Below are 19,569 nucleotides of genomic sequence, written 5' to 3' on the forward strand. Positions count from 1 at the left end.
GCGATCTGTGCTGCCCTCGCGGTAGCCCCCGACAGCCAGACACAAAGGAGGACGTACATGGCAATCCGCATTGGTGATGAAGCGCCCGATTTCACCGTGGACAGCACCGAAGGCACCATCAATTTCCACCAGTGGATCGGTGACCAGTGGGCCATCCTGTTCTCCCACCCGAAGGACTTCACTCCGGTCTGCACCACTGAGCTGGGCTACATGGCCAAGCTCAAACCCGAATTCGACAAGCGCAATACCAAGGTGATCGGCCTCTCCGTGGACCCGGTCAGCGACCACCGCAAATGGGTGGGTGATATCGAGGAAACCCAGGGGCACGCGGTCAACTACCCGATGATCGGCGACGACAACCTGGTGGTGGCCAAGCTCTACGACATGATCCACCCCAACGCCAGCGCCGGCCCGCGCACTGCCGTGGACAACGCCACGGTGCGTTCGGTGTTCATCATCGGCCCGGACAAGAAGGTCAAGGCCATGCTCATCTACCCCATGAGCGCCGGCCGCAACTTCGACGAGGTGCTGCGCCTGCTGGACTCGCTGCAGCTCAACGCCAAGCACACGGTGGCGACGCCGGTGAACTGGCGTCCGGGTGACGACGTGATCATCCCCACCTCGGTCTCCGACGAAGACGCGAAGAAGAAGTACCCCGATGGCTACAAGACCCTGAAGCCCTACTTGCGGGTCGTCGCCCAGCCGAAATGACCGCTCGCGCGCCCTCCACGGAGGGTGCGCCACGGCCTGCCATACTGTCCTGCATGGTCAGGGCAACATTCCGATTCTACGAAGAGCTCAACGACTTCCTGCCGGCCGGACGGCGCCGACAGGCCTTCACCTGCGCCTGTGCCCGGGCGGCCACCGTCAAGCACATGATCGAAGCCCTGGGCGTGCCCCACACCGAAGTGGAACTGGTGCTGCTCAACGGCGAGTCGGTGGGCTTCGAGCGGGTGATACTCGACGGCGACCGGGTGGCGGTCTATCCCAAGTTCGAGACGCTGGACATCAGCCCGCTGCTCATGGTCCGCGCTCGCCCGCTGCGGGTGCTGCGCTTCGTCGCCGACGCGCACCTCGGCGGCTTGGCCAGCCTGCTGCGCATGTGCGGCTTCGATACGCTCTACGACAACGGCTTCGAAGACGGCCAGATCGCCGAGATCTCGGCCCATGAAGGGCGCATCGTGCTGACCCGCGACCGCGAGCTGCTCAAGCGCCGCATCATCACCCACGGCTGTTACGTGCACGCCCTGAAACCCTCGCTGCAACTGCGCGAGCTGTTCGAGCGTCTGGACCTGGCCCGCAGCGCCAACCCCTTCAGCCGCTGCCTGCACTGCAACCATCCGCTCCACGAGATCGCCCCAGAGCTCGCCCGCCCCCGAGTTCCGCCCAAGGTCGGCGCGCTCTACTCGCGATTCCTCAGTTGCGCCGCCTGTGATCGCCTGTACTGGGAAGGCTCCCACTGGCGAAGCATGTGTACGTTGCTCGCGCCCTTGATGGTTGTGGATAAATCCAACGAAGCCTGATCGGCGTCTACCCACAAAAACGGTGGATGAAGCTGTGGATAACCTGTCGGGAGATGGCCAGGGGCCAGATGTCGCGCGGGGCTGCGCGCCTCGGGTCAATTTCTGAGCTATTACAAGCGGTTAGGGACGTCCGCGCCGGCTGATACCCCCCTCACCCCCGGCCCCTCTCCCGAAGGGAGAGGGGTGACACATGCCGGTCATCCCGAGGCACGGACAGCCCCCTCTCCCTCTGGGAGAGGGTTGGGGTGAGGGAGTTGGCCCAGCCCCGAATTCTCCCCCTACAACGGCATCCGCGCCCGCCTCGACTGCTGACCAACGGGCGTTGCCGCCGGCTGACGAATCAGCGCCGCGCGCCATTCGTTGGCGGTGGCAGGATCGGCGTCCTGCAACAGGTTCACCTTGCCCGCCACCAGGGTCGCCACCGGCACACCATCGCGCAGCAGCAGGCGATTGCCTGCCACGGCCGGCACCTTGGCGCCAGCCAGCAAGGTGCCCAGCAGGTTCAGCGGATCGCAGGCAGCGAGGCTGACCAGGCTGCCGTCCAGCGGGCGCTTGCGGACTTCCCGCAGCAGGCCGACAGCTTCCGGCAGGGCGAACTGCTCGCCGGACACACCCGCCACGAATCGGCCGCCACGAATCTCGCCGCGCGCTTCCAGGCGGTGATAGACCCGCAGCAGGTCGCGCCAGGGCGGTAGCCAATCGGCTTCCCGCTCCAGCAGGCGCCAGCCCACCACGCCATAACGGCGCAGCAGGGTGCGCGCCACATGTTCCAGGCTCTCGGCCGGAACCTTGCCGTTGCCCTTCTCCGTCCTGCCCCGCAACAAGGCCCAGCGCCCGGCGTCCTGCATGTTGGCCAGGGCCATACGCGCACGACGGTCATGCCGGCTGCGGCGCGCGGCCGGCAGCAGCAAGGAACGCAGGCCGGCGAAGCTGTCGGCATTGGCCAGGCCCAGCGCCACCAGCTCGCCGAGGCAATCCTCCAGCTCACTGCGCAGCAGGTGGGCCTCGTCCAACAGTTCGTCGAAGAACAGCGCGCCCTGGCTGGCCAGCACCTGGCGCACCCGCTCGGCGCGCGGGGACGGTTCCGGGGTCGGTGCATCCTGCAGGCAGGCCCGCCAGAGGCCCAGGCTCTTGCGCGGCAAAAGCAGGATGGGGGTGCTGCGCACTGGCCCCGCCGCCACCTTGCCGCGCCCGCCCAGGCGGCACCAGACCAGCCGGCCAGCGCGGCACAAGTCATCCAGCCAGTTGATGCCGTAGTCGGCCACGCGGCTGGGCAATATCTCGCTTTCCCAGGCGCCCGCCGCTGCCTCAAAACCCTCCAGTTGCCCCAGCACCGTGGCCAGGGCTTCGGCACCGCGAACCTGGGCGGAGGGCGCAACGCGCTGCCAGTCGAACAGGAAGCGCATGAAGTCGGCGCGCTCCACGGGTTCGATCTCCCGGCGCAACCGCTTGACCGTGTAGCGATGGATGCGCGCCAGCAGATGGCGCTCGCACCATTCCTCTTCTGCCGTGCCCGGCGTGAAGCGGCCTCGCAGCACCTGGCCTTCACGCTCCAGGCTGGCCAGGGCGAAGGTCAGATCCGCAGGGGGCTGGTGCAGATCAGCAGCCAGTTTCACCAGCGTCAGGGGGCCGAAACCACCAAGCCGGGCACGCACCACTTCCAGCAACGCCGTGTCCGCTGACCAATCGGCGGTGAAGCCCTCAGGCGCCGTAATAGTCGGCTTGAGAACGGCATCCGGAAAAAGCGCACGGAACTGTTCCAGCCGCTCGGCCGCCAGCCACAAAGCCGGATGGCCATCCACGTGCAGGCAAGTCACGCGGCGTGCCTTGGCCAATTGCGCCAGCCAACCGTTCCAGCCCTGATTGGCCTCCACTTCGGCCTGGGTGATGCAGGCCAGGGCCAGCACGGCTTCGTGCATTTCATCGGCGTCGCGCACCTGCGGCCAGGCTTCCTCGGCCACCGCCGTGATGGCGTCGGCGTCCAGCGCGCCGAGGTCGTCGGCGGATTCCGGGTCGGTCCAGCGGCGTTGCTGCACGGCCTGGGTGCGACGCTCTTCCAGCGGTGCATCGTCGAGGAAGGCATAGGGGCGCGCGCCAAGGATTTCCGCAGCCAGGGACGACGGCGCCGGCAGGTCGCGGGCGACCAGTTCCACCTCGCCACGCTCCATACGCCGCAACAGCGCCAGCCAGCCTTCGGTATCCATGGCGTCGTGCAGGCAGTCGTCCAGGGTCTGGGCCACCAGCGGGTGATCGGGAATCTCGCGCTCGCCCACCAGGTTCTCCTGGCAGGCCACCTGGTCGGGGAAGACGCTGGCCAGCAGGTCTTCGCTGCGCATGCGCTGGATCTGCGGCGCCACCTTGCGGCCACCGGAATAGCGGGGCAGGGCCAACGCGGCAGAGGCGTTCCAGCGCCAGCGAACGCCGAACAGCGGCGCGTCGAGGATGGCCTGGATCAGAAGATGCTCGGCGCTGCTGGAGTGCAGGTAGCGCCAGACTTCCTCCAGCGGAAAGCTGTGGCTGGTGGACAGCGAAAGGATCAGCGCATCCTCGGTGGCCGCCGCCTGCAGCTCGAAGTTGAAGCTGCGGCAGAAGCGCTTGCGCAGCGCGAGCCCCCAGGCGCGGTTGAGCCGGCTGCCGAAGGGCGAATGGATGATCAGCTGCATGCCGCCGGTTTCGTCGAAGAAGCGCTCCATCACCAGCCGCCGCTGAGTCGGCAATGCCCCCAGCGAAGCCCTGGCCCGCGCCAGGTATTCGACGATCTGCCGTGCCGCCGCGTCGCTGAGGCCGATGTCTTCGCGCAATCCCTCAATCGCCCGCTCGATCCCGCTTGTCTCCCCTCTCCCTCGGGGAGAGGGGCCGGGGGTGAGGGTAGCCGCAGTCTGCTCGGTGTCTCCCAACAACGCTTCAACCCGTCCCCTCAACCTCGCCACCGCTGCCGACAGTTCATCCGTGCGCCCCGGCGCTTCCCCCAGCCAAAAGGGAATGTTCGGCGGCTGGCCCTGGGCGTCTTCCACCCGCACCCGGCCCGGCTCCACCCGGAGGATGCGGTAGGACTGATTGCCCAGCTGGAACACGTCGCCGGCCAGGCTCTCCACGGCGAAGTCCTCGTGCACGCTACCCACCGGCACGCCCTGGGGTTCCAGCACCACCGCGTAATCGGCGGTCTCGGGAATCGCGCCACCGGAAGTGATGGCGGTCAGGCGCGCAGAGCGCCGGCCGCGCAAACGGCGATTCACCGCATCGCGATGCAGGTAGGCGCCACGCACGCCCTGGCGGCCGTTGTAGCCCTCGGACAGCATTCTCACCAAGGCGTCGAAGCGGTCCCGCGCCAGGTCCGCGTAAGGCATGGCGCGGATCATCAAGCGGTACAGCTCATCCTCGCCCCACTCCTGGCAGGCCACCTCGGCCACCATCTGCTGGGCCAGCACATCCAGCGGCGCATGGGGAATCACCAGCGCGTCCAACTCATCGCGGCGCACGCAATCCAGCAGCGCCGCACACTCGATCAGGTCGTCCCGGGATTGCGGGAACAGCCGCCCCTTGGGCGTGCCGCCGACGCTGTGGCCGGAGCGGCCGACCCGCTGCAGGAAGGCGGCGATGCTGCGTGGCGAACCGAGTTGGCAGACCAGCTCCACGTCGCCGATGTCGATGCCCAGCTCCAGCGAAGCCGTGGCCACCAACACCTTGAGCTCGCCACGCTTGAGGCGCTGCTCGGCATCCAGGCGCAGGTCCCGCGCCAGGCTGCCGTGGTGAGCGGCAACAGCGGCGGTGCCCAGGCGCTCGGAAAGGTGGCGGGTGACGCGCTCGGCCAGGCGCCGGGTGTTGACGAAAACCAGGGTGGTGCGATGTTCGGCGACCAGCTCGGCGAGGCGGTCGTAGACCTTCTCCCAGGCGTCATTGCTCAGCACCGCTTCCAGCGGCACCGGCGGCACTTCGAGGGCGAGATCGCGTTCGCGGCTGTAGCCTACGTCCACCAGGGTGCAGGTATCGCGGCCCTGCCCCATGAGGAACTCCGCCACGCGCTCGATGGGCTTCTGCGTGGCGGACAGGCCGATGCGCTGCAAGCTGCGTCCGCACAGGGCTTCCAGGCGCTCGGCACTGAGCATCAGGTGGCTGCCGCGCTTGCTGCCGGCGATGGCGTGGATCTCGTCGATGATCAGGCTGCGGCAGCCGGCCAGCATGGCGCGGCCGGATTCGGAGCCAAGCAGGATGTAGAGGGATTCCGGCGTGGTCACCAGGATGTGCGGCGGGCGCTTGCGCATGGCGTCGCGCTCGGCCTGGGGTGTATCGCCGGTGCGCACGGCGGTGCGGATATCCACATCCTCCAGTCCCAGCCGCGAAAGCTCCGCGCGGATGCCCGCCAGGGGCTCCTCCAGATTGATGCGGATGTCGTTGGACAACGCCTTCAACGGCGAGACGTAGACCACTGTGCAGCGGTCCGGCAGGCCGCCCTGCTCCAGCCCTTCGTGGACCAGTTCGTCGATAGCGGAAAGGAAGGCGGTGAGGGTCTTGCCCGACCCGGTGGGCGCTGCCACCAGTGTGCTCGCGCCAGCGCGTATGGCCGGCCAGGCGCGTGCCTGGGCTGCCGTCGGCGCGGGGAAGCTGGTGCGGAACCAGGCGGCGACGGCGGGATGGAAACCCTCCAGCGCGGCCGGTATGGGTGAGCGGGTCGAGGTCATGGCTCCCACTATGGTTGGCCTGCAACCACCGCTCAAGAGAGACGGACCGATGGTCGCCATCCGGCAGACCGTTGCCTGCCGGCGGCAAGCCCCTGCCGCAGCATTGGCACGCCAGTACTCAAAGTCCCAGCAACCACGTGCCTTTCAGCAAACTGGCCCGAATAATGCTGATCAAGTGGTCAGATCGCGCAGAGGAACTGCCATGACCACCATTTCCGCCAATTCGGCCATTTCCCGCTACCTCGGTCTCGCCTCCCGGAGCAACAGCAGCAACAGCACCGGCACAGAAAAGACCGAGTCCAAGGCCGCAGACAAATCGACCGCCACCCAAGACCCGGTGGCCGACCTGCGCCGCTATGCCAACGCCCTGATCGCCCAGAGCCGTGGCGGCCTGTTCCGCGCCATGAGCGGCGGTGGCAATGCCATCGGCGGCAGCCATTTCAGCGGCACCCAGCCCACGAAGACGACCCCATCATCTGGCGGCGCCGACAAGATCCAGCTGCCGGATGTCGCCGAGCTGGACCGGGACGAAGCCCTGAAGCTCAAGGACAAGGTGCAGAAGCTGATCGACGCCGGCTTCGACGAGAAGGACAGCGGCCTCGGTTTTGTCGGCTACGACGGCGACAAGAAAACGAACTCCCTGACCACCTACCGCGACTGGCTGCAGGCCAAGGGCGGGGTCAGCATCTACGTCTGACCGCTGGCCGCTGACCGCCGGCCACTCATCGGCTGGCCGGACCGACCGGCAATAAGCCATCGGCAGGCCACTAAACTAAAAGTGTCCCGTGATTGCGGGACACGGAGGGGGCCACTCCAGCTACACACGACTCGGCTGCCGCGGCTCCTTCCACAGACTCTCTACGCTCCCCGCCGCTTTTCGCTATCTGCCCGCTCATCGAAGGAGGACAGGCAATGGACGAATCCAGGCTCAACGAGTTCATGGGCAAGCTGGTCTCCGACATGGGTGGCGCAGCGATGCTCGCCAATATCATCGTCGGCGACGAACTCGGCCTGTATCGCGCGATGGCCGACAGCCAGCCGGTGAGCCCGGACGAGCTGGCCAACCGCACCGGTTGCAACGCGCGCCTGCTGCGTGAATGGCTGAGCGCCCACGCCGCTTCCGGCTACATGGAACACGACAACGGGCGCTTCCGCCTGCCGGAAGAACAGGCGCTCGCCCTGGCCGTGGAAGACTCGCCGGTGTACGTGGCCGGCGGTGCTTCGGTCATCGCGGCGCTCTTCCACGACAAGGACAAGCTGGTGAAAGCCATGCGCGGCGATGGTGCCCTCGCCTGGGGCGATCACCACCCGTGCATGTTCAGCGGCACCGAGCGTTTCTTCCGCCCCGGCTACCGCGCCCACCTGGTGGCCGAGTGGCTACCGTCCCTGGATGGCGTGGTGGACAAGCTGCAGGCCGGCGCCAAGGTCGCCGACGTCGGTTGCGGCCACGGCGCGTCCACCGTGATCCTGGCCCAGGCCTTTCCCGCCTCGCGCTTCATCGGCTTCGACTACCACGGCCCCTCCATCGAGACCGCCAACCGGCGGGCCCAGGATGGCGGCGTGGCGGACCGCGCGACCTTCGTCCAGGCCAGCGCCAAGGACTACCCCGGCGACGGGTTCGACCTGATCTGCTACTTCGACTGCCTGCACGACATGGGCGATCCGGTGGGTGCCGCCCGGCATGCCTACCAGACGTTGAAGCCCGACGGCACCGTGCTCTTGGTGGAGCCCTTCGCCCACGATCATCTCGACGACAACATGACGCCGGTGGGGCGCCTGTTCTACTCGGCCTCAACCTTCATCTGCACACCCAATTCCCTGTCTCAGGAAGTCGGGCTCGGCCTCGGCGCCCAGGCCGGCGAAGCACGCCTGCGCAAGGTGTTCGAGGAGGCCGGCTTCACCAGCTTCCGCCGAGCCACGGAAACGCCGTTCAACCTGATCCTCGAAGCACGCAAGTGAAGCAACCGGTGGGCGGCATTCGAACCGCCCACCGCCCCCGCCTTGAACATCTCCAAGAAAGTCCTTGTCAGACAGGGAGTAATCTCGCTATTACGCTGATCCATGACCGCCAAAACTTTCCCGCAATAAATCCGTAACTTAGTAGTGCCCAGATAAGAAACACCGCCTCAACCTGCGCCATGGAAATCGGCGCCCAGCATTCCGCCGCGTTGGGTCGACCGGCCCTCCGGCATCGTTGCAAGGAAATTCCGAATGCACAGAAGACAAGTCATCAATGCCCAGGTCAGCCCCAAGGGCGCCCTCGACACCCTCTCCCAATTCGAAGTGCAGCAGCTCAGCGAAGCCGGTTCCGGCCGCATGTACCAGCTCTTCCGCCAGTGCGCCCTGGCCATCCTCAACACCGGCGCGCATAGCGACAACGCCAAGACCATCCTCGACGCCTACAAGGACTTCGAAGTCCGCATTCACCAGCAGGACCGTGGTGTGCGCCTGGAGCTGATCAACGCCCCCGCCGACGCCTTCGTCGACGGCGAGATGATCGCCGGCACCCGCGAGATGCTGTTCAGCGCCCTGCGCGACATCGTCCACACCGAGAACGAACTGAAGAGCCGCCGCTTCGACCTGGACAGCTCCGAAGGCATCACCGACTACGTTTTCCAACTGCTGCGCAACGCCCGCACCCTGCGCGCTGGCGTCGAGCCGAAGATCGTCGTGTGCTGGGGTGGCCACTCCATCAGCACCGACGAATACAAGTACACCAAGAAGGTCGGCCACGAGCTGGGCCTGCGCAGCCTGGACGTCTGCACCGGCTGCGGGCCGGGCGTGATGAAGGGCCCGATGAAGGGCGCCACCATCGGCCACGCCAAGCAGCGCACCCACGGTGGTCGCTACCTGGGCCTGACCGAGCCGGGCATCATCGCCGCCGAGGCCCCCAACCCCATCGTCAACGAACTGGTGATCCTCCCGGACATCGAGAAGCGCCTGGAAGCCTTCGTTCGCGTGGGCCACGGCATCATCATCTTCCCGGGCGGCGCCGGTACGGCGGAGGAATTCCTCTACCTGCTGGGCATCCTGATGCACCCGGACAACCAGGACCTGCCCTTCCCCCTGGTGCTCACCGGGCCGAAGAGCGCAGCGGCTTATCTGGAGCAGTTGCACGCCTTCGTCGGCGCAACCCTGGGCGAAGCCGCACAGGGCCGCTACAAGATCATCATCGACGACCCGGCAGCAGTGGCCATCGAGATGGCCCAGGGCCTCAAGGCGGTGAAGCAGTATCGCCGCGAACGCGCGGATGCCTTCCACTTCAACTGGCTGCTGAAGATCGACGAAAGCTTCCAGCACCCGTTCGAGCCTTCCCACGAGAACATGGCCAGCCTCGAACTGCGCCGCGACCTGCCGCCACACGAGCTGGCCGCCAACCTGCGCCGGGCGTTCTCCGGCATCGTGGCCGGCAACGTGAAGGACAAGGGCATCCGCCTGATCGAACAGCACGGCCCCTATGAGATCCACGGCGACGCGGCGGTGATGCAGCCGCTGGACGAGCTGCTCAAGGCCTTCGTCCGCCAGCACCGGATGAAACTGCCCGGCGGCGCGGCGTATGTGCCCTGCTATCGGGTGGTGCAGAGCGAGACAGCCAAGCTGGCCGGGTAATACCGCTGCCATGTGGGCTTGCAATGTGGGAGCGAATTTATTCGCGATTGAAATCGCTCCCACAGCATCAACCCTGTCGGGTCGATGGCGCCTTTTTCATCCACCATCGGCGCGATTCCGGGCCCCCCAATGGTGAATCGGTGAAGCGTGATCCACCCTACGACAGACCCCATCATTCACCCCAGGACGTGACACGAGGCACTCCGGTCGCGAGATGGCCCGCTCGGGGCTAGTCTCTCCGGGACGCTCGACAGGGGGAATAAAGCGCCATGCGATCCAGCCTTGCCTCCGGCGTGACGCGCCGGGAAATCTGGGCCTGGGCGATGTTCGACTTCGCCAACTCCGGCTACACAACGGTGATCATCACCGCCGTCTTCAACGCCTACTTCGTCGCCGTGGTGGCCGAAGGGAAATCCTGGGGCACCCTGGCCTGGACCAGTACCCTCGCCCTCTCCTACGCCCTGGTGATCCTCACCGCGCCGCTGATCGGCGCCTATGCCGACGCCACCGCACGCAAGAAACGCCTGTTGCTGTTCAGCACCCTCGGCTGCGTGATCTTCACCGCCGCACTGGCCTTGGCCGGACCGGGCGCCATGGCACTGGCGGTGCTCTTCGTGGTGCTGTCGAACTTCTGCTTCGGCACCGGGGAAAACCTGATCGCCGCCTTCCTTCCCGAACTCGCCCGCGATGACGCACTGGGCCGGGTGTCCGGTTGGGGCTGGGGGCTGGGCTACATCGGCGGTCTGGTCAGCCTGGGGGCCTGCCTGGGTTATGTCAGTTGGGCGCAGGGGCAGGGCCAGACAGCCGCGCAGTTCGTGCCGGTCTGCGTAGTCATCACCGCCCTGCTCTTCGCCCTCGCCAGTACCCCGACCTTCCTCTACCTGAAGGAGCGCAGCCAGCCGCAACCGGCCGTGGCGGGCGGCGCCTGGGCACGCTTCGCCCGGACCATGCGCGAAGCCGGGCGCTACCGCGACCTGATGCGCTTCCTCGCCTGCACCGTCTGCTACCAGGCCGGCATCGCCGCAGTGATCAGCCTGGCGGCCATCTACGCCGACCAGGTGATGGGCTTCACCACCCAGGACACGCTGATGCTGATCTTCATCGTCAACATCACCGCCTCCGTCGGCGCGGTGCTGTTCGGCTGGCTGCAGGACCGCATCGGTCACCGCCCAACCCTGGCGCTGACCCTGCTGGGCTGGCTGGCCATGGTGGGGATGATCTGGCTGGCCAGCGGCCCGGCGCTGTTCTGGGCCGCCGCCAACATCGCCGGCCTGTGCATGGGCGCCAGCCAGTCGGCGGGGCGCGCCATCGTCGGCCTGCTCGCCCCGCCCACGCGGTTGGCGGAGTTCTTCGGCCTCTGGGGCCAGGCGGTGAAGCTCTCCGCCATCCTCGGCCCCATGACCTACGGCCTGGCCAGTTGGCTGTCCGGTGGCGACCACCGCCTGGCCATGCTGATCACCGGCAGCTACTTCGTGATCGGCCTGCTGCTACTCGCCAGCGTGCGCCTGGAGCGTGGACGGCGGGCGGCGCTGACCGGCTGAGGCTCATACGCCGAACCAGTTCAACGCTGCCGGGCTGGTGTTCAGGTAGAGGTGCTTGAACTCACTGAACTCATCCAGCCCGGCCCGCGACAGCTCGCGACCGATCCCGCTGGACTTGTAGCCGCCCCAGGGTGCCTGGGGAAAAGCTGCGTTGTAATCGTTGATCCACACCGTGCCGGCCCGCAGCCGGCGAGCCACGCGATGGGCCTTGGCGAGATCGCGGGTCCAGACACCGGCAGCCAGGCCGAAGGGCGTGTCGTTGGCCAGTTGCAGCGCCTCGGCTTCGCCCTCGAAACGCTCCACCGTAATTACCGGACCAAAGATTTCTTCGCGGGCGATGCGCATCTCCGCACGCACATTGCCCAGCAAGGTGGGTTCCAGCCAGAAGCCCCGCTCGAATCCCTCGCCCTGTGGAATCCGCCCACCGGCCAGGAGCTGGGCGCCTTCTTCCAGCGCGCCGTTCACCATGCCTAGGACCTGATCGCGCTGGCTGGCGGATATCACCGGCCCCATCTGCGTGCCGTCGGCCAACCCGGCGCCCAAGCGGATGCGCCGCACCCGTTCGGCCAGCGCCTGGACGAAATCGTCATGGATGTCCGCTTCCACCAGCAGCCGCGAGCCCGCCGAGCAGACCTGGCCGGCATTGAAGTAAACGGCGTTGAGCGCCTGGTCCAGCGCCACTTCGAAATCGGCATCGGCGAAGACGATGTTGGGGTTCTTGCCGCCCAGCTCCAGCGCCACCCGCTTGAAGTTGCCGCTGGCCGCGCGCATCACCTTGCCTCCCGCCGTTGCGCCTCCGGTCAGCGACACCAGGTCGATGTCCGGGCTGGCGGCCAGACGCTCGCCGATCTCACCCGGGCCGGTGAGCAGGTTGAACACCCCTGCCGGCAAACCCACTTGCTCGATCAGCTCGCACAGGCGCAGGGCCGTCAGCGGCGTCAGGCTGCTGGGTTTGATCACCAGGGTGTTGCCCGCAGCCAGCGCCGGGGCGACCTTCCAGGCGAGTTGCAGCAACGGATAGTTCCAGGGCGCGATCAGCGCGCAAACGCCCACCGGCTCACGCTGGTTGAGGCTGATGACATGGGCCGGCGCGTGAGTGTTGGCGGTCCCACCCTCACCTTCCAGCAAGGCGGCATAGAAGCGGAAGGTCGCCACCACATTGGCCACATCACCCTGGCTTTCGCCGAAGGTCTTGCCGGCGTTGAGGGTTTCCAGACGTGCCAGGTGATCGCCATCGACCTCGATGGCGTCGGCGATGCGCCGCAGGATCGCGGCCCGCTCGCAGACACCCAACCAGGGCCAGTCACCCTGGTCGAAGGCACGGCGCGCAGCAGCGATCGCCAGGTCGGCATCCGCCGCAGCGGCGACCGCCACCTGCGCCAGCACGTCCTCATCGGCCGGGTTGATCACCGGCCGCAGCCGGGGTTCGACCGGGTCACGCCACTGGCCGTCGATGAAGAGTTGGTGGGTCGCCATGGGCATCTCCTGGGTTCGGATTGAAGGTGGCGTCACTGTCGGCCAGGCCGCTGGCGGGCGGTTGATGGAATGCGGCGAAACGCTGGCGCATTGCGTCGGTTGAACGAACGCGCCAGGGGAGGTCGCTCCACATCAAGTCGCCCGACCTCAGCTCCCTAGACTCGAATCCAACAACCCACCCCGCATGGAGTCCCCATGGACAAACTCGATCACTGGCAGGCGCGGGTCGACCTCGCCTGCGCCTTCCGCTGGGCCGCCCGCCTGGGCCTGCACGAGGCCATCGCCAACCACTTCAGCCTGGCGGTATCCGCCGATGGCCGGCAGTTCCTGATCAACCCCTACGGCAAGCACTTCTCGGAAATCCGCGCCAGCGACCTGATCCTGGTGGATGCCGATGACCCGAGCACCCTCGACCGCCCCGACGCCCCGGACATCACCGCCTGGGCCCTGCACGGCGCCCTGCACCGCAACCATCCCCAGGCCCGCTGCGTGCTGCACACCCACTCGAAATACGCCACCGCCCTGGCCTGCCTGGCCGACTCGAACCTGCCGCCCATCGAGCAGAACTGCATGCGCTTTTTCGAGCGGGTGGCGATAGACGAAGGTTTCGACGGCATGGGGCTGGGTGATGAAGCGGAACGGGTCAGCCGCCTGCTGGATGGCAAGCCGGTGCTGCTGATGGGCAACCACGGCGTGATGGTCGCCGCCACCAGCGTGGCCCAGGCCTTCGATGACCTCTACTACTTCGAGCGCGCCTGCGAGACCTACATCACCGCCTTGGCCACCGGCCGACCGCTGCGCATCGCCAGCGACGAGGTGGCGCGCAAGACGGCCCGGCAATGGCTGGAGTATCCGGACTTCGCCGAGAAGCACTTCGCGGCGCTCAGGCGGATGCTCGATCGGGAAGAGGTGGAGTATCGGTTGTAGCCCGATGGAACCCGGTGCTGCCGTAGGTTGTGGCTGAGCTCCGCGAAGCCCAACAGGGAATGTGCCCAGGATTGTTGGGCTTCGCTCTGCCCAACCTACGGAAACATCGAGCAGGACAATCGCTATCCCAAACTTCGGGGCTTTTCCCTGTAGGGGCGAATTCATTCGCCAAGCAGGCCGAAGGTTTGCCCTTGGCAGTCCGAGCGGGGCCCACTCCCCTCTCCCCCGGCCCCTCTCCCTGAAGAGGAGAGGGGTGACTCACACTGGCAGTTCCGCGCACTACCTGTAGGGGCGAATTCATTCGCCAAGCAGGCCGAAGGTTTGCCCTTGGGAGTCCGAGCGGGGCCCACTCCCCTCTCCCCCGGCCCCTCTCCCGCAAGCGGGCTAGGGGTAACTCGCGCCTGCAGGGCTGGTGCTCCTCCTGTGGGAGCGACTTCAGTCGCGAAAAGCGGATCGCAGATCCGCCCTTCCCTACGCCCCCTGCCTTGTCAGCGGCTGGCGCATCACCGGGGCGGTCCAGGTCTGGCTGCGGTCTTCGCTGGGCGGGCAGCCGAAGCGGGCGCGGTAGGCGCGGGAGAAATGCTCCAGGGAACCGAAGCCGGAACTGGCGGCCACCTGGGCGACGCTGAGGTTGGTCTGTTGCAGCAGGTTGTGGGCGCGGGCCAGACGCAGGGCGATGTAGTACTTCAGCGGCGACAGCCCGGTGTGCTGCTTGAACTGGCGCTCCAGTTGCCGGCGCGACAGGCCGACGCGGCTGGCGATGGCCTCGCAGTCCAGGGGTTCTTCCAGGGTCTGCTCCATCAAGCGCACAGCGCGGCGCAGCTTGCCCTCGTGCAGCGGTTCACCCTTCTGGCCATCGTCGAGCTGGCTCTCCGTCGGCGCGCGCACCTGCCCCACCAACAGGTGCATGCCGATCTCCCGGGCCAGGTCCGCGTCGATCCGGCTGCCCAGCCAGGTGAGCATCATGTCCAGGATGGCGGCGGCACCCGCACAGGTCAGGCGCTGGCGGTCGAGGCAATAGAGCTGGGCGCGGGAGCGCACCTTGGGATAGCTCTCCTGGAAGCCCGGCAAGTTGTCCCAATGCACCGCCGCGTCGTAGCCATCCAGTACGCCGGCAGCAGCCAGCAGTTCGGTGCCGGTTTCCACCCCCACCAGCACGGCGCCGAACAACGCCTGCTTGCGCAGCCAGCTCTTCAGCAGGTTGTTGCGGCAGTGCCGGTGCACATCGAAGCTGGCGATGACGAAGCAGAGGTCGAACTCCTGCTCCGGGCTGATGCCCGCCTCCACCTGGCTCGACAGGCCATTGCTGGCCTGTACCGGTTGGCCATCCAGCGACAGCAGGGTCCATTGGAACAGCGGCTTCTGGCTCAGCCAGTTGGCGATGGCCAGCGGCTCGGCGACCGCCGCCAATCCCAGGCTCGGGAATGACGGCAACAGCAGCAGGCCGACGCGCAGCGTGCTGTCGCCACCCAGCGGGCGTTCCCGGGAGTTCAGGCCTTCCACGTTCGGCACCTCTCGTCAGTGCTCTGGTTATCGTTGTTGTCCACGCCAGTCCGGATGGGTCCACACCGGGACCTGGGCCGCAGGCAGGGGTGACTGGCCCCGGATCATATCGCTGGCCTTCTCCGCGATCATCACGGTTGGCGCATTGGTGTTGCCACTGACGATGATCGGCATGATCGACGCATCCACCACCCGCAGTCCCTCCAGCCCGTGCACCCGCAGCTCTGGATCGACCACCGCTTCCGGGTCGCTGGCCGGCCCCATCTTGCAGGTCCCGCTGGCGTGGTAGCCGGTTTCGGTCACGCGCCGGGCCCAGGCATCCAGGGCCTGGTCACTGAGGTTCTCCGGCCCCGGCACCAGCTCCTTGCCTTTCAGCGCACGCATGGCCGGCTGCTCGATGATCTCCCGCACCAGCCGCGCACCGGCGCGCATGTCGGCGCGGTCCTGCTCGGTCTTCAGGTAGTTGAACTGGATGCGTGGCGACAGCCGCGGGTCGGCGCCATGCAGGGTGACGCTGCCGAGGCTGGTGGGACGCATCAGGTCGATGTGGATCTGGAAGGCGTGCGCCGGCACCAGGTCGACGCTGCCCGGCTGCACCGCGAGCGGCATGAAGGTGAGCTGCAGGTCCGGGTGCTCGACGCCCGCCCGCGAGCGGATGAAGGCCCCGGCCTCGAAATGGTTGCTCGCGGCCAGGCCGTCGTGGCTGACGAACCAGCGCGCCCCGATCCACCATTTGCCCGGCGCGCGGGTCCAGGGGTAGATGGACACCGGCTGCTTGCACAGGTACTGCACCACGGTGTCCGGATGATCGTTGAGGCGCCGGCCGACGCCGGGCAGGTCATGCACGACCGGCAGGCCATGAGCACGGATTTCCTCCGCCGGACCGACGCCCGATAGCAACAGCAATTGCGGCGAGTTGATCGCCCCGGCGGCGAGGATCACTTCGCGGCGGGCGCGGGCCTGGTGCACCTGGCCGTTCTGCTCGTACTCGATACCGCAGGCGCGGCGCCCCTCGAAGAGAATGCGCAGGCTCAAAGCACCGGTGGCGACCGTGACATTGCCGCGTTGCAACGCCTCGGCCAGGTAGCCACGGGCGGTGCTCCAGCGCTTGCCCTTGCGGGTGGTTCGATCCACCGGGCCGAAGCCTTCCTGGCGGAAGCCGTTGAGGTCGCGGCTCTGCCCATAGCCCGCTTCCACGCCGGCCTGGACGAAGGCGGAACAGAGCGGCGCGTCGATGTTGCCCGCGGTCACGTGCAGGTGCCCGGCGTCGCCGTGGTAGGCGTCGGCACCGTGCTCGTGGTTTTCCGCCCGGATGAAGTAGGGCAGCACGTCCTGGTAGCTCCAGCCGTCGCAGCCCTGCTCGGCCCAGCTGTCGTAGTCGCGGGCATGGCCACGGATGTAGACCATGCCGTTGATGGACGAGGAGCCACCCAGGGTACGACCGCGCGGCGTGCCGATGCGGCGGTTGTCCAGCCAGGGCTCGGGCTCGGTGCTGTAGCTCCAGTTGTAGCGATTGCCGCCAACGACTATGCCCACGGCCGAAGGCATGTCGATGGTCCAGCTCTGGTCCAGCGGCCCGGCTTCCAGCACCAACACCTTCACACCGGGCTCGGCGCCCAGGCGGTTGGCCAGCACGCAGCCGGCCGAGCCTGCGCCGACAATCAGGTAATCGAACTCGGACATGGCACGTCCTCCGGAAGCGGGCTCAGGCCCGCTCCTCGCCATGGATGCCCTTGAACACCAGGCGGTGGAAGTGATGCACCAGGTGCTCGCTCTCGTTGCTGCGCTGGGCGTCGATCATGTAGCGGCCCTGGTCGTAGCCGAGGGAATGCAGGCCCTTCTGCACGGTGATGTTGAGCTCGATGTCTTCCGGCCCCAGCTCTTCGTTCATCCAGCGCATGCAGGCCTTGCTGACCTCCGCTGTCTCTTCGTTGGAGCTGTAGTAACCGAAGCGCAGCAGGGAACGCTCGGCATCCAGCGGAATCATGATGAAGGTGCCGAGGAACTCGGAGAACGGGAAGGTGTAGAAGGTGTTGTTCGGCCACATGCCGATGTTGAAGAAGCACTCGTTCGGGTTCAGGTCTTCCCGCAACTTCACGCCGTAGGCTTCGCCGGCCTGGAGGTTGGCCGGGGCGATGTAGGTCCACCAGTTATCGCGCTTGGTCAGGCGGTAGCCCTTGAAGTCGATCAGCTTGGCCAGGTCGATGTGGCAGGGGCCGGACAGCTTGAAGTGATAGCCCTCGATGGAGTTGTCCATGATCACCTTCCAGTTGGCCGGCACGATCACGTCCTGCTCCTCGATCAGGCGCATGCGCTCGAGGTTGGGGAACACCCGGTGCATCTCCTCGTCGGCGCCGGGGAACAGCTCGGCCAGGGACGGAGCCTTGGGGTCGAGGTTGAAGTAGATGAAGCCGCCCAGTTCCTCCACCCGCACCTGCGGGATGTTGAACTGCTGCAGCTCGAAGTCCTTCATCCGCTCGCAACGCGGCGCGCTGCGCAGGCTGCCGTCCATCTCGTAGCACCAGGAGTGGTAGGCGCAGCGCACCACGCCGCCGGTGGTGCCGCGACGGCTTTCCAGCAGGCGGTTGCCGCGGTGCTGGCAGACGTTGTGGAAGGCGCGGATCTCGCCCTTCATGCTGCGCGCCACCACCACGCTCTGGTCGAACAGGTCCACCACCACGTACTGGCCCGGCTCGCGGAACTCGCTCTTGTGCCCAGCCACATGCCAGGCGTGCATGAAGATGCGGTCGCGCTCGGCCTTGAACAGGCTCTCATCGAAGAAGTAGCGCGACGGCAGGGTGAAGGCAGATTCGGGGTCCTGTTCGGCCCAGCCTTCGATAGAGGTTTGCAGCTTGATGGCTTCGACGGATTGCATGATCGGTACTCCTCCCAGGTGGTGTTCGTGCGGCTCGGCGGCCTGCTTTGGGAGCCAATCTAGGGGAGCAAAAATGGGCGGAATTGACGTCAAGCGACGAGTTGCCAGCGCAAAAGATCAACACCCTCCCCCGCCGTTCCTGGCTGCGGCAGAAGATGTCGTTTCCCATCAAGTGGCAGGTCTACGCCTCCCTATGCTCGGGCAGGCGAAGGGGGCCGAAGAGCCCCACAGCATCCCACTGACTTCTGCCGTAGCCGCCCGATAGGAGCGTCAACCATGTCGAAGAAAGTCCTGTGCCTGCTCGCTGCATCCCTGCTCACCAGCTACTCGGTCACCACCCCGGCGGCCGAGCCCGCCAGCTGCAAGACCGTGCGCATGGCGGAGGTCGGCTGGGCCGATATCTCCGCCACCACGGGACTGGCCAGCACCTTGCTCAAGGGGCTGGGCTACAAGCCGCAGACCCAACTGGCCTCCATTCCCATGGCCTATATGGGCATGGAGAAGAACAACATCGATGTCTACCTGGGCGCCTGGATGCCCTCGATGGAAGTGATCGCCAAACCCTTCCTGGAGAAAGGCAGCGTGGAGAAGGTGCGCACCAACCTGCTGGGCGCCAAGTACACCCTGGCGGTGCCGGCATACACCTTCGATGCCGGGCTGAAGGACTTCAAGGACATCGGCCGCTTCCGCCAGCAACTGGAGGGGCACATCTACGGCATCGAGCCCGGCAACGACGGCAACCTGTTGATCCAGGGGTTGATCGACAAGGGCCAGTTCGGCCTCAACGGCTTCAAGCTGGTGGAGTCCAGCGAAGCCGGCATGCTGGTGCAGGTGCGCCGCGCCGTACAGGCACAAAAGCCCGTGGTGTTCCTGGCCTGGGAACCGCACCCGATGAACACGAAGTTCGCCATTCGCTACCTCAGCGGCGGTGACGCCAGCTTCGGCCCCAACTACGGCAGCGCGGTGGTGGATACCCACACCCGCAAGGGCTACAGCGCGGAGTGCGGCAATGTCGGCGCCCTGCTGAAGAACCTGGAATTCAGCCTGGCCATGGAGAACCAGATCATGGGCGCCATCCTCGATGACAAGGAACAGCCCGAAGCGGCGGCAAAGGCCTGGCTGAAGGCCAACCCACAGGTGCTGGAACAGTGGCTGGCGGGGGTGACGACCTATGACGGGGCGGCGGCGCTGCCGGCGGTGAAGGGTAGCCTGGGGCTGTAGCCCGTAGGGTGCGCTGCGTGTTCAGCCGGGGGACATAGGTAACGGGTGTCGGGAGACATAGGTAACGCATTTACGCTTACGGGATCCGTCGAATGAGGAGTTCGAGCGATGCCGTGGCAGGAGTGCACCACCATGTCGATTCGGCGTGAATTTGTGTGGTTGGCCGAACAGCCGCAGAGCAATGTCCGCGAGCTGTGCCGACGCTATGGCATCAG

At 66.6% G+C, this 19,569-nt stretch carries 13 protein-coding genes; 8 read left to right on the plus strand and 5 right to left on the minus strand.

Annotated features, from left to right (window positions below):
- Positions 1-57: 57 nt before the first annotated feature.
- The gene (locus E8E91_RS16160) at positions 58-711 is read left to right on the plus strand and encodes a peroxiredoxin (RefSeq protein ID WP_280368473.1); all 654 of its coding nucleotides are present in this window, start codon (positions 58-60) and stop codon (positions 709-711) included.
- Positions 712-764: 53 nt separating this feature from the next.
- The gene (locus E8E91_RS16165; protein WP_280376846.1) at positions 765-1,523 is read left to right on the plus strand and encodes a Mut7-C RNAse domain-containing protein; all 759 of its coding nucleotides are present in this window, start codon (positions 765-767) and stop codon (positions 1,521-1,523) included.
- Positions 1,524-1,801: 278 nt separating this feature from the next.
- Here the strand turns inward: E8E91_RS16165 and E8E91_RS16170 are convergent, their stop codons facing one another.
- On the minus strand, positions 1,802-6,202 hold the full coding sequence (locus E8E91_RS16170) for a DEAD/DEAH box helicase (protein WP_280376848.1): 4,401 nt from the start codon (positions 6,200-6,202) through the stop codon (positions 1,802-1,804).
- A 202-nt stretch (positions 6,203-6,404) separates the two neighbouring features.
- Between E8E91_RS16170 and E8E91_RS16175 the strand changes: the two genes are divergently transcribed.
- From E8E91_RS16175 to E8E91_RS16190, 4 genes are all read left to right on the plus strand, one after another.
- Positions 6,405-6,899, plus strand: coding sequence for a hypothetical protein (locus E8E91_RS16175; RefSeq protein ID WP_280376851.1), 495 nt, complete (start codon positions 6,405-6,407; stop codon positions 6,897-6,899).
- 215 nt (positions 6,900-7,114) lie between these two features.
- The gene (locus E8E91_RS16180) at positions 7,115-8,161 is read left to right on the plus strand and encodes a class I SAM-dependent methyltransferase (RefSeq protein ID WP_280376854.1); all 1,047 of its coding nucleotides are present in this window, start codon (positions 7,115-7,117) and stop codon (positions 8,159-8,161) included.
- A gap of 252 nt (positions 8,162-8,413) precedes the next feature.
- A complete protein-coding gene (ppnN, locus tag E8E91_RS16185) occupies positions 8,414-9,811 on the plus strand; it encodes a nucleotide 5'-monophosphate nucleosidase PpnN (RefSeq protein ID WP_280376857.1) in 1,398 nt (465 codons plus the stop codon).
- Positions 9,812-10,080: 269 nt separating this feature from the next.
- The gene (locus E8E91_RS16190; RefSeq protein ID WP_280376858.1) at positions 10,081-11,352 is read left to right on the plus strand and encodes an MFS transporter; all 1,272 of its coding nucleotides are present in this window, start codon (positions 10,081-10,083) and stop codon (positions 11,350-11,352) included.
- A gap of 3 nt (positions 11,353-11,355) precedes the next feature.
- Here the strand turns inward: E8E91_RS16190 and E8E91_RS16195 are convergent, their stop codons facing one another.
- The gene (locus E8E91_RS16195) at positions 11,356-12,828 is read right to left on the minus strand and encodes an aldehyde dehydrogenase family protein (RefSeq protein ID WP_280376860.1); all 1,473 of its coding nucleotides are present in this window, start codon (positions 12,826-12,828) and stop codon (positions 11,356-11,358) included.
- Between the two features lie 195 nt (positions 12,829-13,023).
- Here E8E91_RS16195 and E8E91_RS16200 point away from each other — a divergent pair, with 195 nt between their 5' ends.
- Entirely contained in the window at positions 13,024-13,755 is a 732-nt protein-coding gene (locus tag E8E91_RS16200) for a class II aldolase and adducin N-terminal domain-containing protein (protein WP_280376862.1), read from the plus strand.
- A 471-nt stretch (positions 13,756-14,226) separates the two neighbouring features.
- Here the strand turns inward: E8E91_RS16200 and E8E91_RS16205 are convergent, their stop codons facing one another.
- From E8E91_RS16205 to E8E91_RS16215, 3 genes are read right to left on the minus strand one after another with little or no spacing between them, the layout of a single operon-like run.
- Positions 14,227-15,258 (minus strand): GlxA family transcriptional regulator, encoded by a 1,032-nt coding sequence (locus tag E8E91_RS16205; protein WP_179060174.1) that lies wholly within the window; start codon positions 15,256-15,258, stop codon positions 14,227-14,229.
- Positions 15,259-15,285: 27 nt separating this feature from the next.
- Positions 15,286-16,941: a choline dehydrogenase gene (locus tag E8E91_RS16210; protein WP_280376865.1), complete on the minus strand. Its 1,656-nt coding sequence runs from the start codon at positions 16,939-16,941 to the stop codon at positions 15,286-15,288.
- Positions 16,942-16,963: 22 nt separating this feature from the next.
- Entirely contained in the window at positions 16,964-18,133 is a 1,170-nt protein-coding gene (locus E8E91_RS16215) for an aromatic ring-hydroxylating dioxygenase subunit alpha (protein WP_280376867.1), read from the minus strand.
- Positions 18,134-18,409: 276 nt separating this feature from the next.
- Between E8E91_RS16215 and E8E91_RS16220 the strand changes: the two genes are divergently transcribed.
- Positions 18,410-19,354 carry a choline ABC transporter substrate-binding protein gene (locus E8E91_RS16220; RefSeq protein WP_280376868.1) on the plus strand — a complete coding sequence of 315 codons (945 nt, stop codon included), beginning with the start codon at positions 18,410-18,412 and terminating at the stop codon, positions 19,352-19,354.
- Positions 19,355-19,569 lie beyond the last annotated feature (215 nt).

It is taken from the genome of Pseudomonas sp. BN515 (assembly GCF_029873155.1).
Taxonomy (GTDB): domain Bacteria; phylum Pseudomonadota; class Gammaproteobacteria; order Pseudomonadales; family Pseudomonadaceae; genus Metapseudomonas.

What these genes read in the sequence shown, in the direction of transcription:
- E8E91_RS16160 (WP_280368473.1), top strand. Translation starts at nt 58, where the DNA reads ATGGCAATCCGCATTGGTGATGAAGCGCCCGATTTCACCGTGGACAGC.
- E8E91_RS16165 (WP_280376846.1), top strand. Translation starts at nt 765, where the DNA reads ATGGTCAGGGCAACATTCCGATTCTACGAAGAGCTCAACGACTTCCTG.
- E8E91_RS16170 (WP_280376848.1), bottom strand. Translation starts at nt 6,202, where the DNA reads ATGACCTCGACCCGCTCACCCATACCGGCCGCGCTGGAGGGTTTCCAT.
- E8E91_RS16175 (WP_280376851.1), top strand. Translation starts at nt 6,405, where the DNA reads ATGACCACCATTTCCGCCAATTCGGCCATTTCCCGCTACCTCGGTCTC.
- E8E91_RS16180 (WP_280376854.1), top strand. Translation starts at nt 7,115, where the DNA reads ATGGACGAATCCAGGCTCAACGAGTTCATGGGCAAGCTGGTCTCCGAC.
- ppnN (WP_280376857.1), top strand. Translation starts at nt 8,414, where the DNA reads ATGCACAGAAGACAAGTCATCAATGCCCAGGTCAGCCCCAAGGGCGCC.
- E8E91_RS16190 (WP_280376858.1), top strand. Translation starts at nt 10,081, where the DNA reads ATGCGATCCAGCCTTGCCTCCGGCGTGACGCGCCGGGAAATCTGGGCC.
- E8E91_RS16195 (WP_280376860.1), bottom strand. Translation starts at nt 12,828, where the DNA reads ATGGCGACCCACCAACTCTTCATCGACGGCCAGTGGCGTGACCCGGTC.
- E8E91_RS16200 (WP_280376862.1), top strand. Translation starts at nt 13,024, where the DNA reads ATGGACAAACTCGATCACTGGCAGGCGCGGGTCGACCTCGCCTGCGCC.
- E8E91_RS16210 (WP_280376865.1), bottom strand. Translation starts at nt 16,941, where the DNA reads ATGTCCGAGTTCGATTACCTGATTGTCGGCGCAGGCTCGGCCGGCTGC.
- E8E91_RS16215 (WP_280376867.1), bottom strand. Translation starts at nt 18,133, where the DNA reads ATGCAATCCGTCGAAGCCATCAAGCTGCAAACCTCTATCGAAGGCTGG.
- E8E91_RS16220 (WP_280376868.1), top strand. Translation starts at nt 18,410, where the DNA reads ATGTCGAAGAAAGTCCTGTGCCTGCTCGCTGCATCCCTGCTCACCAGC.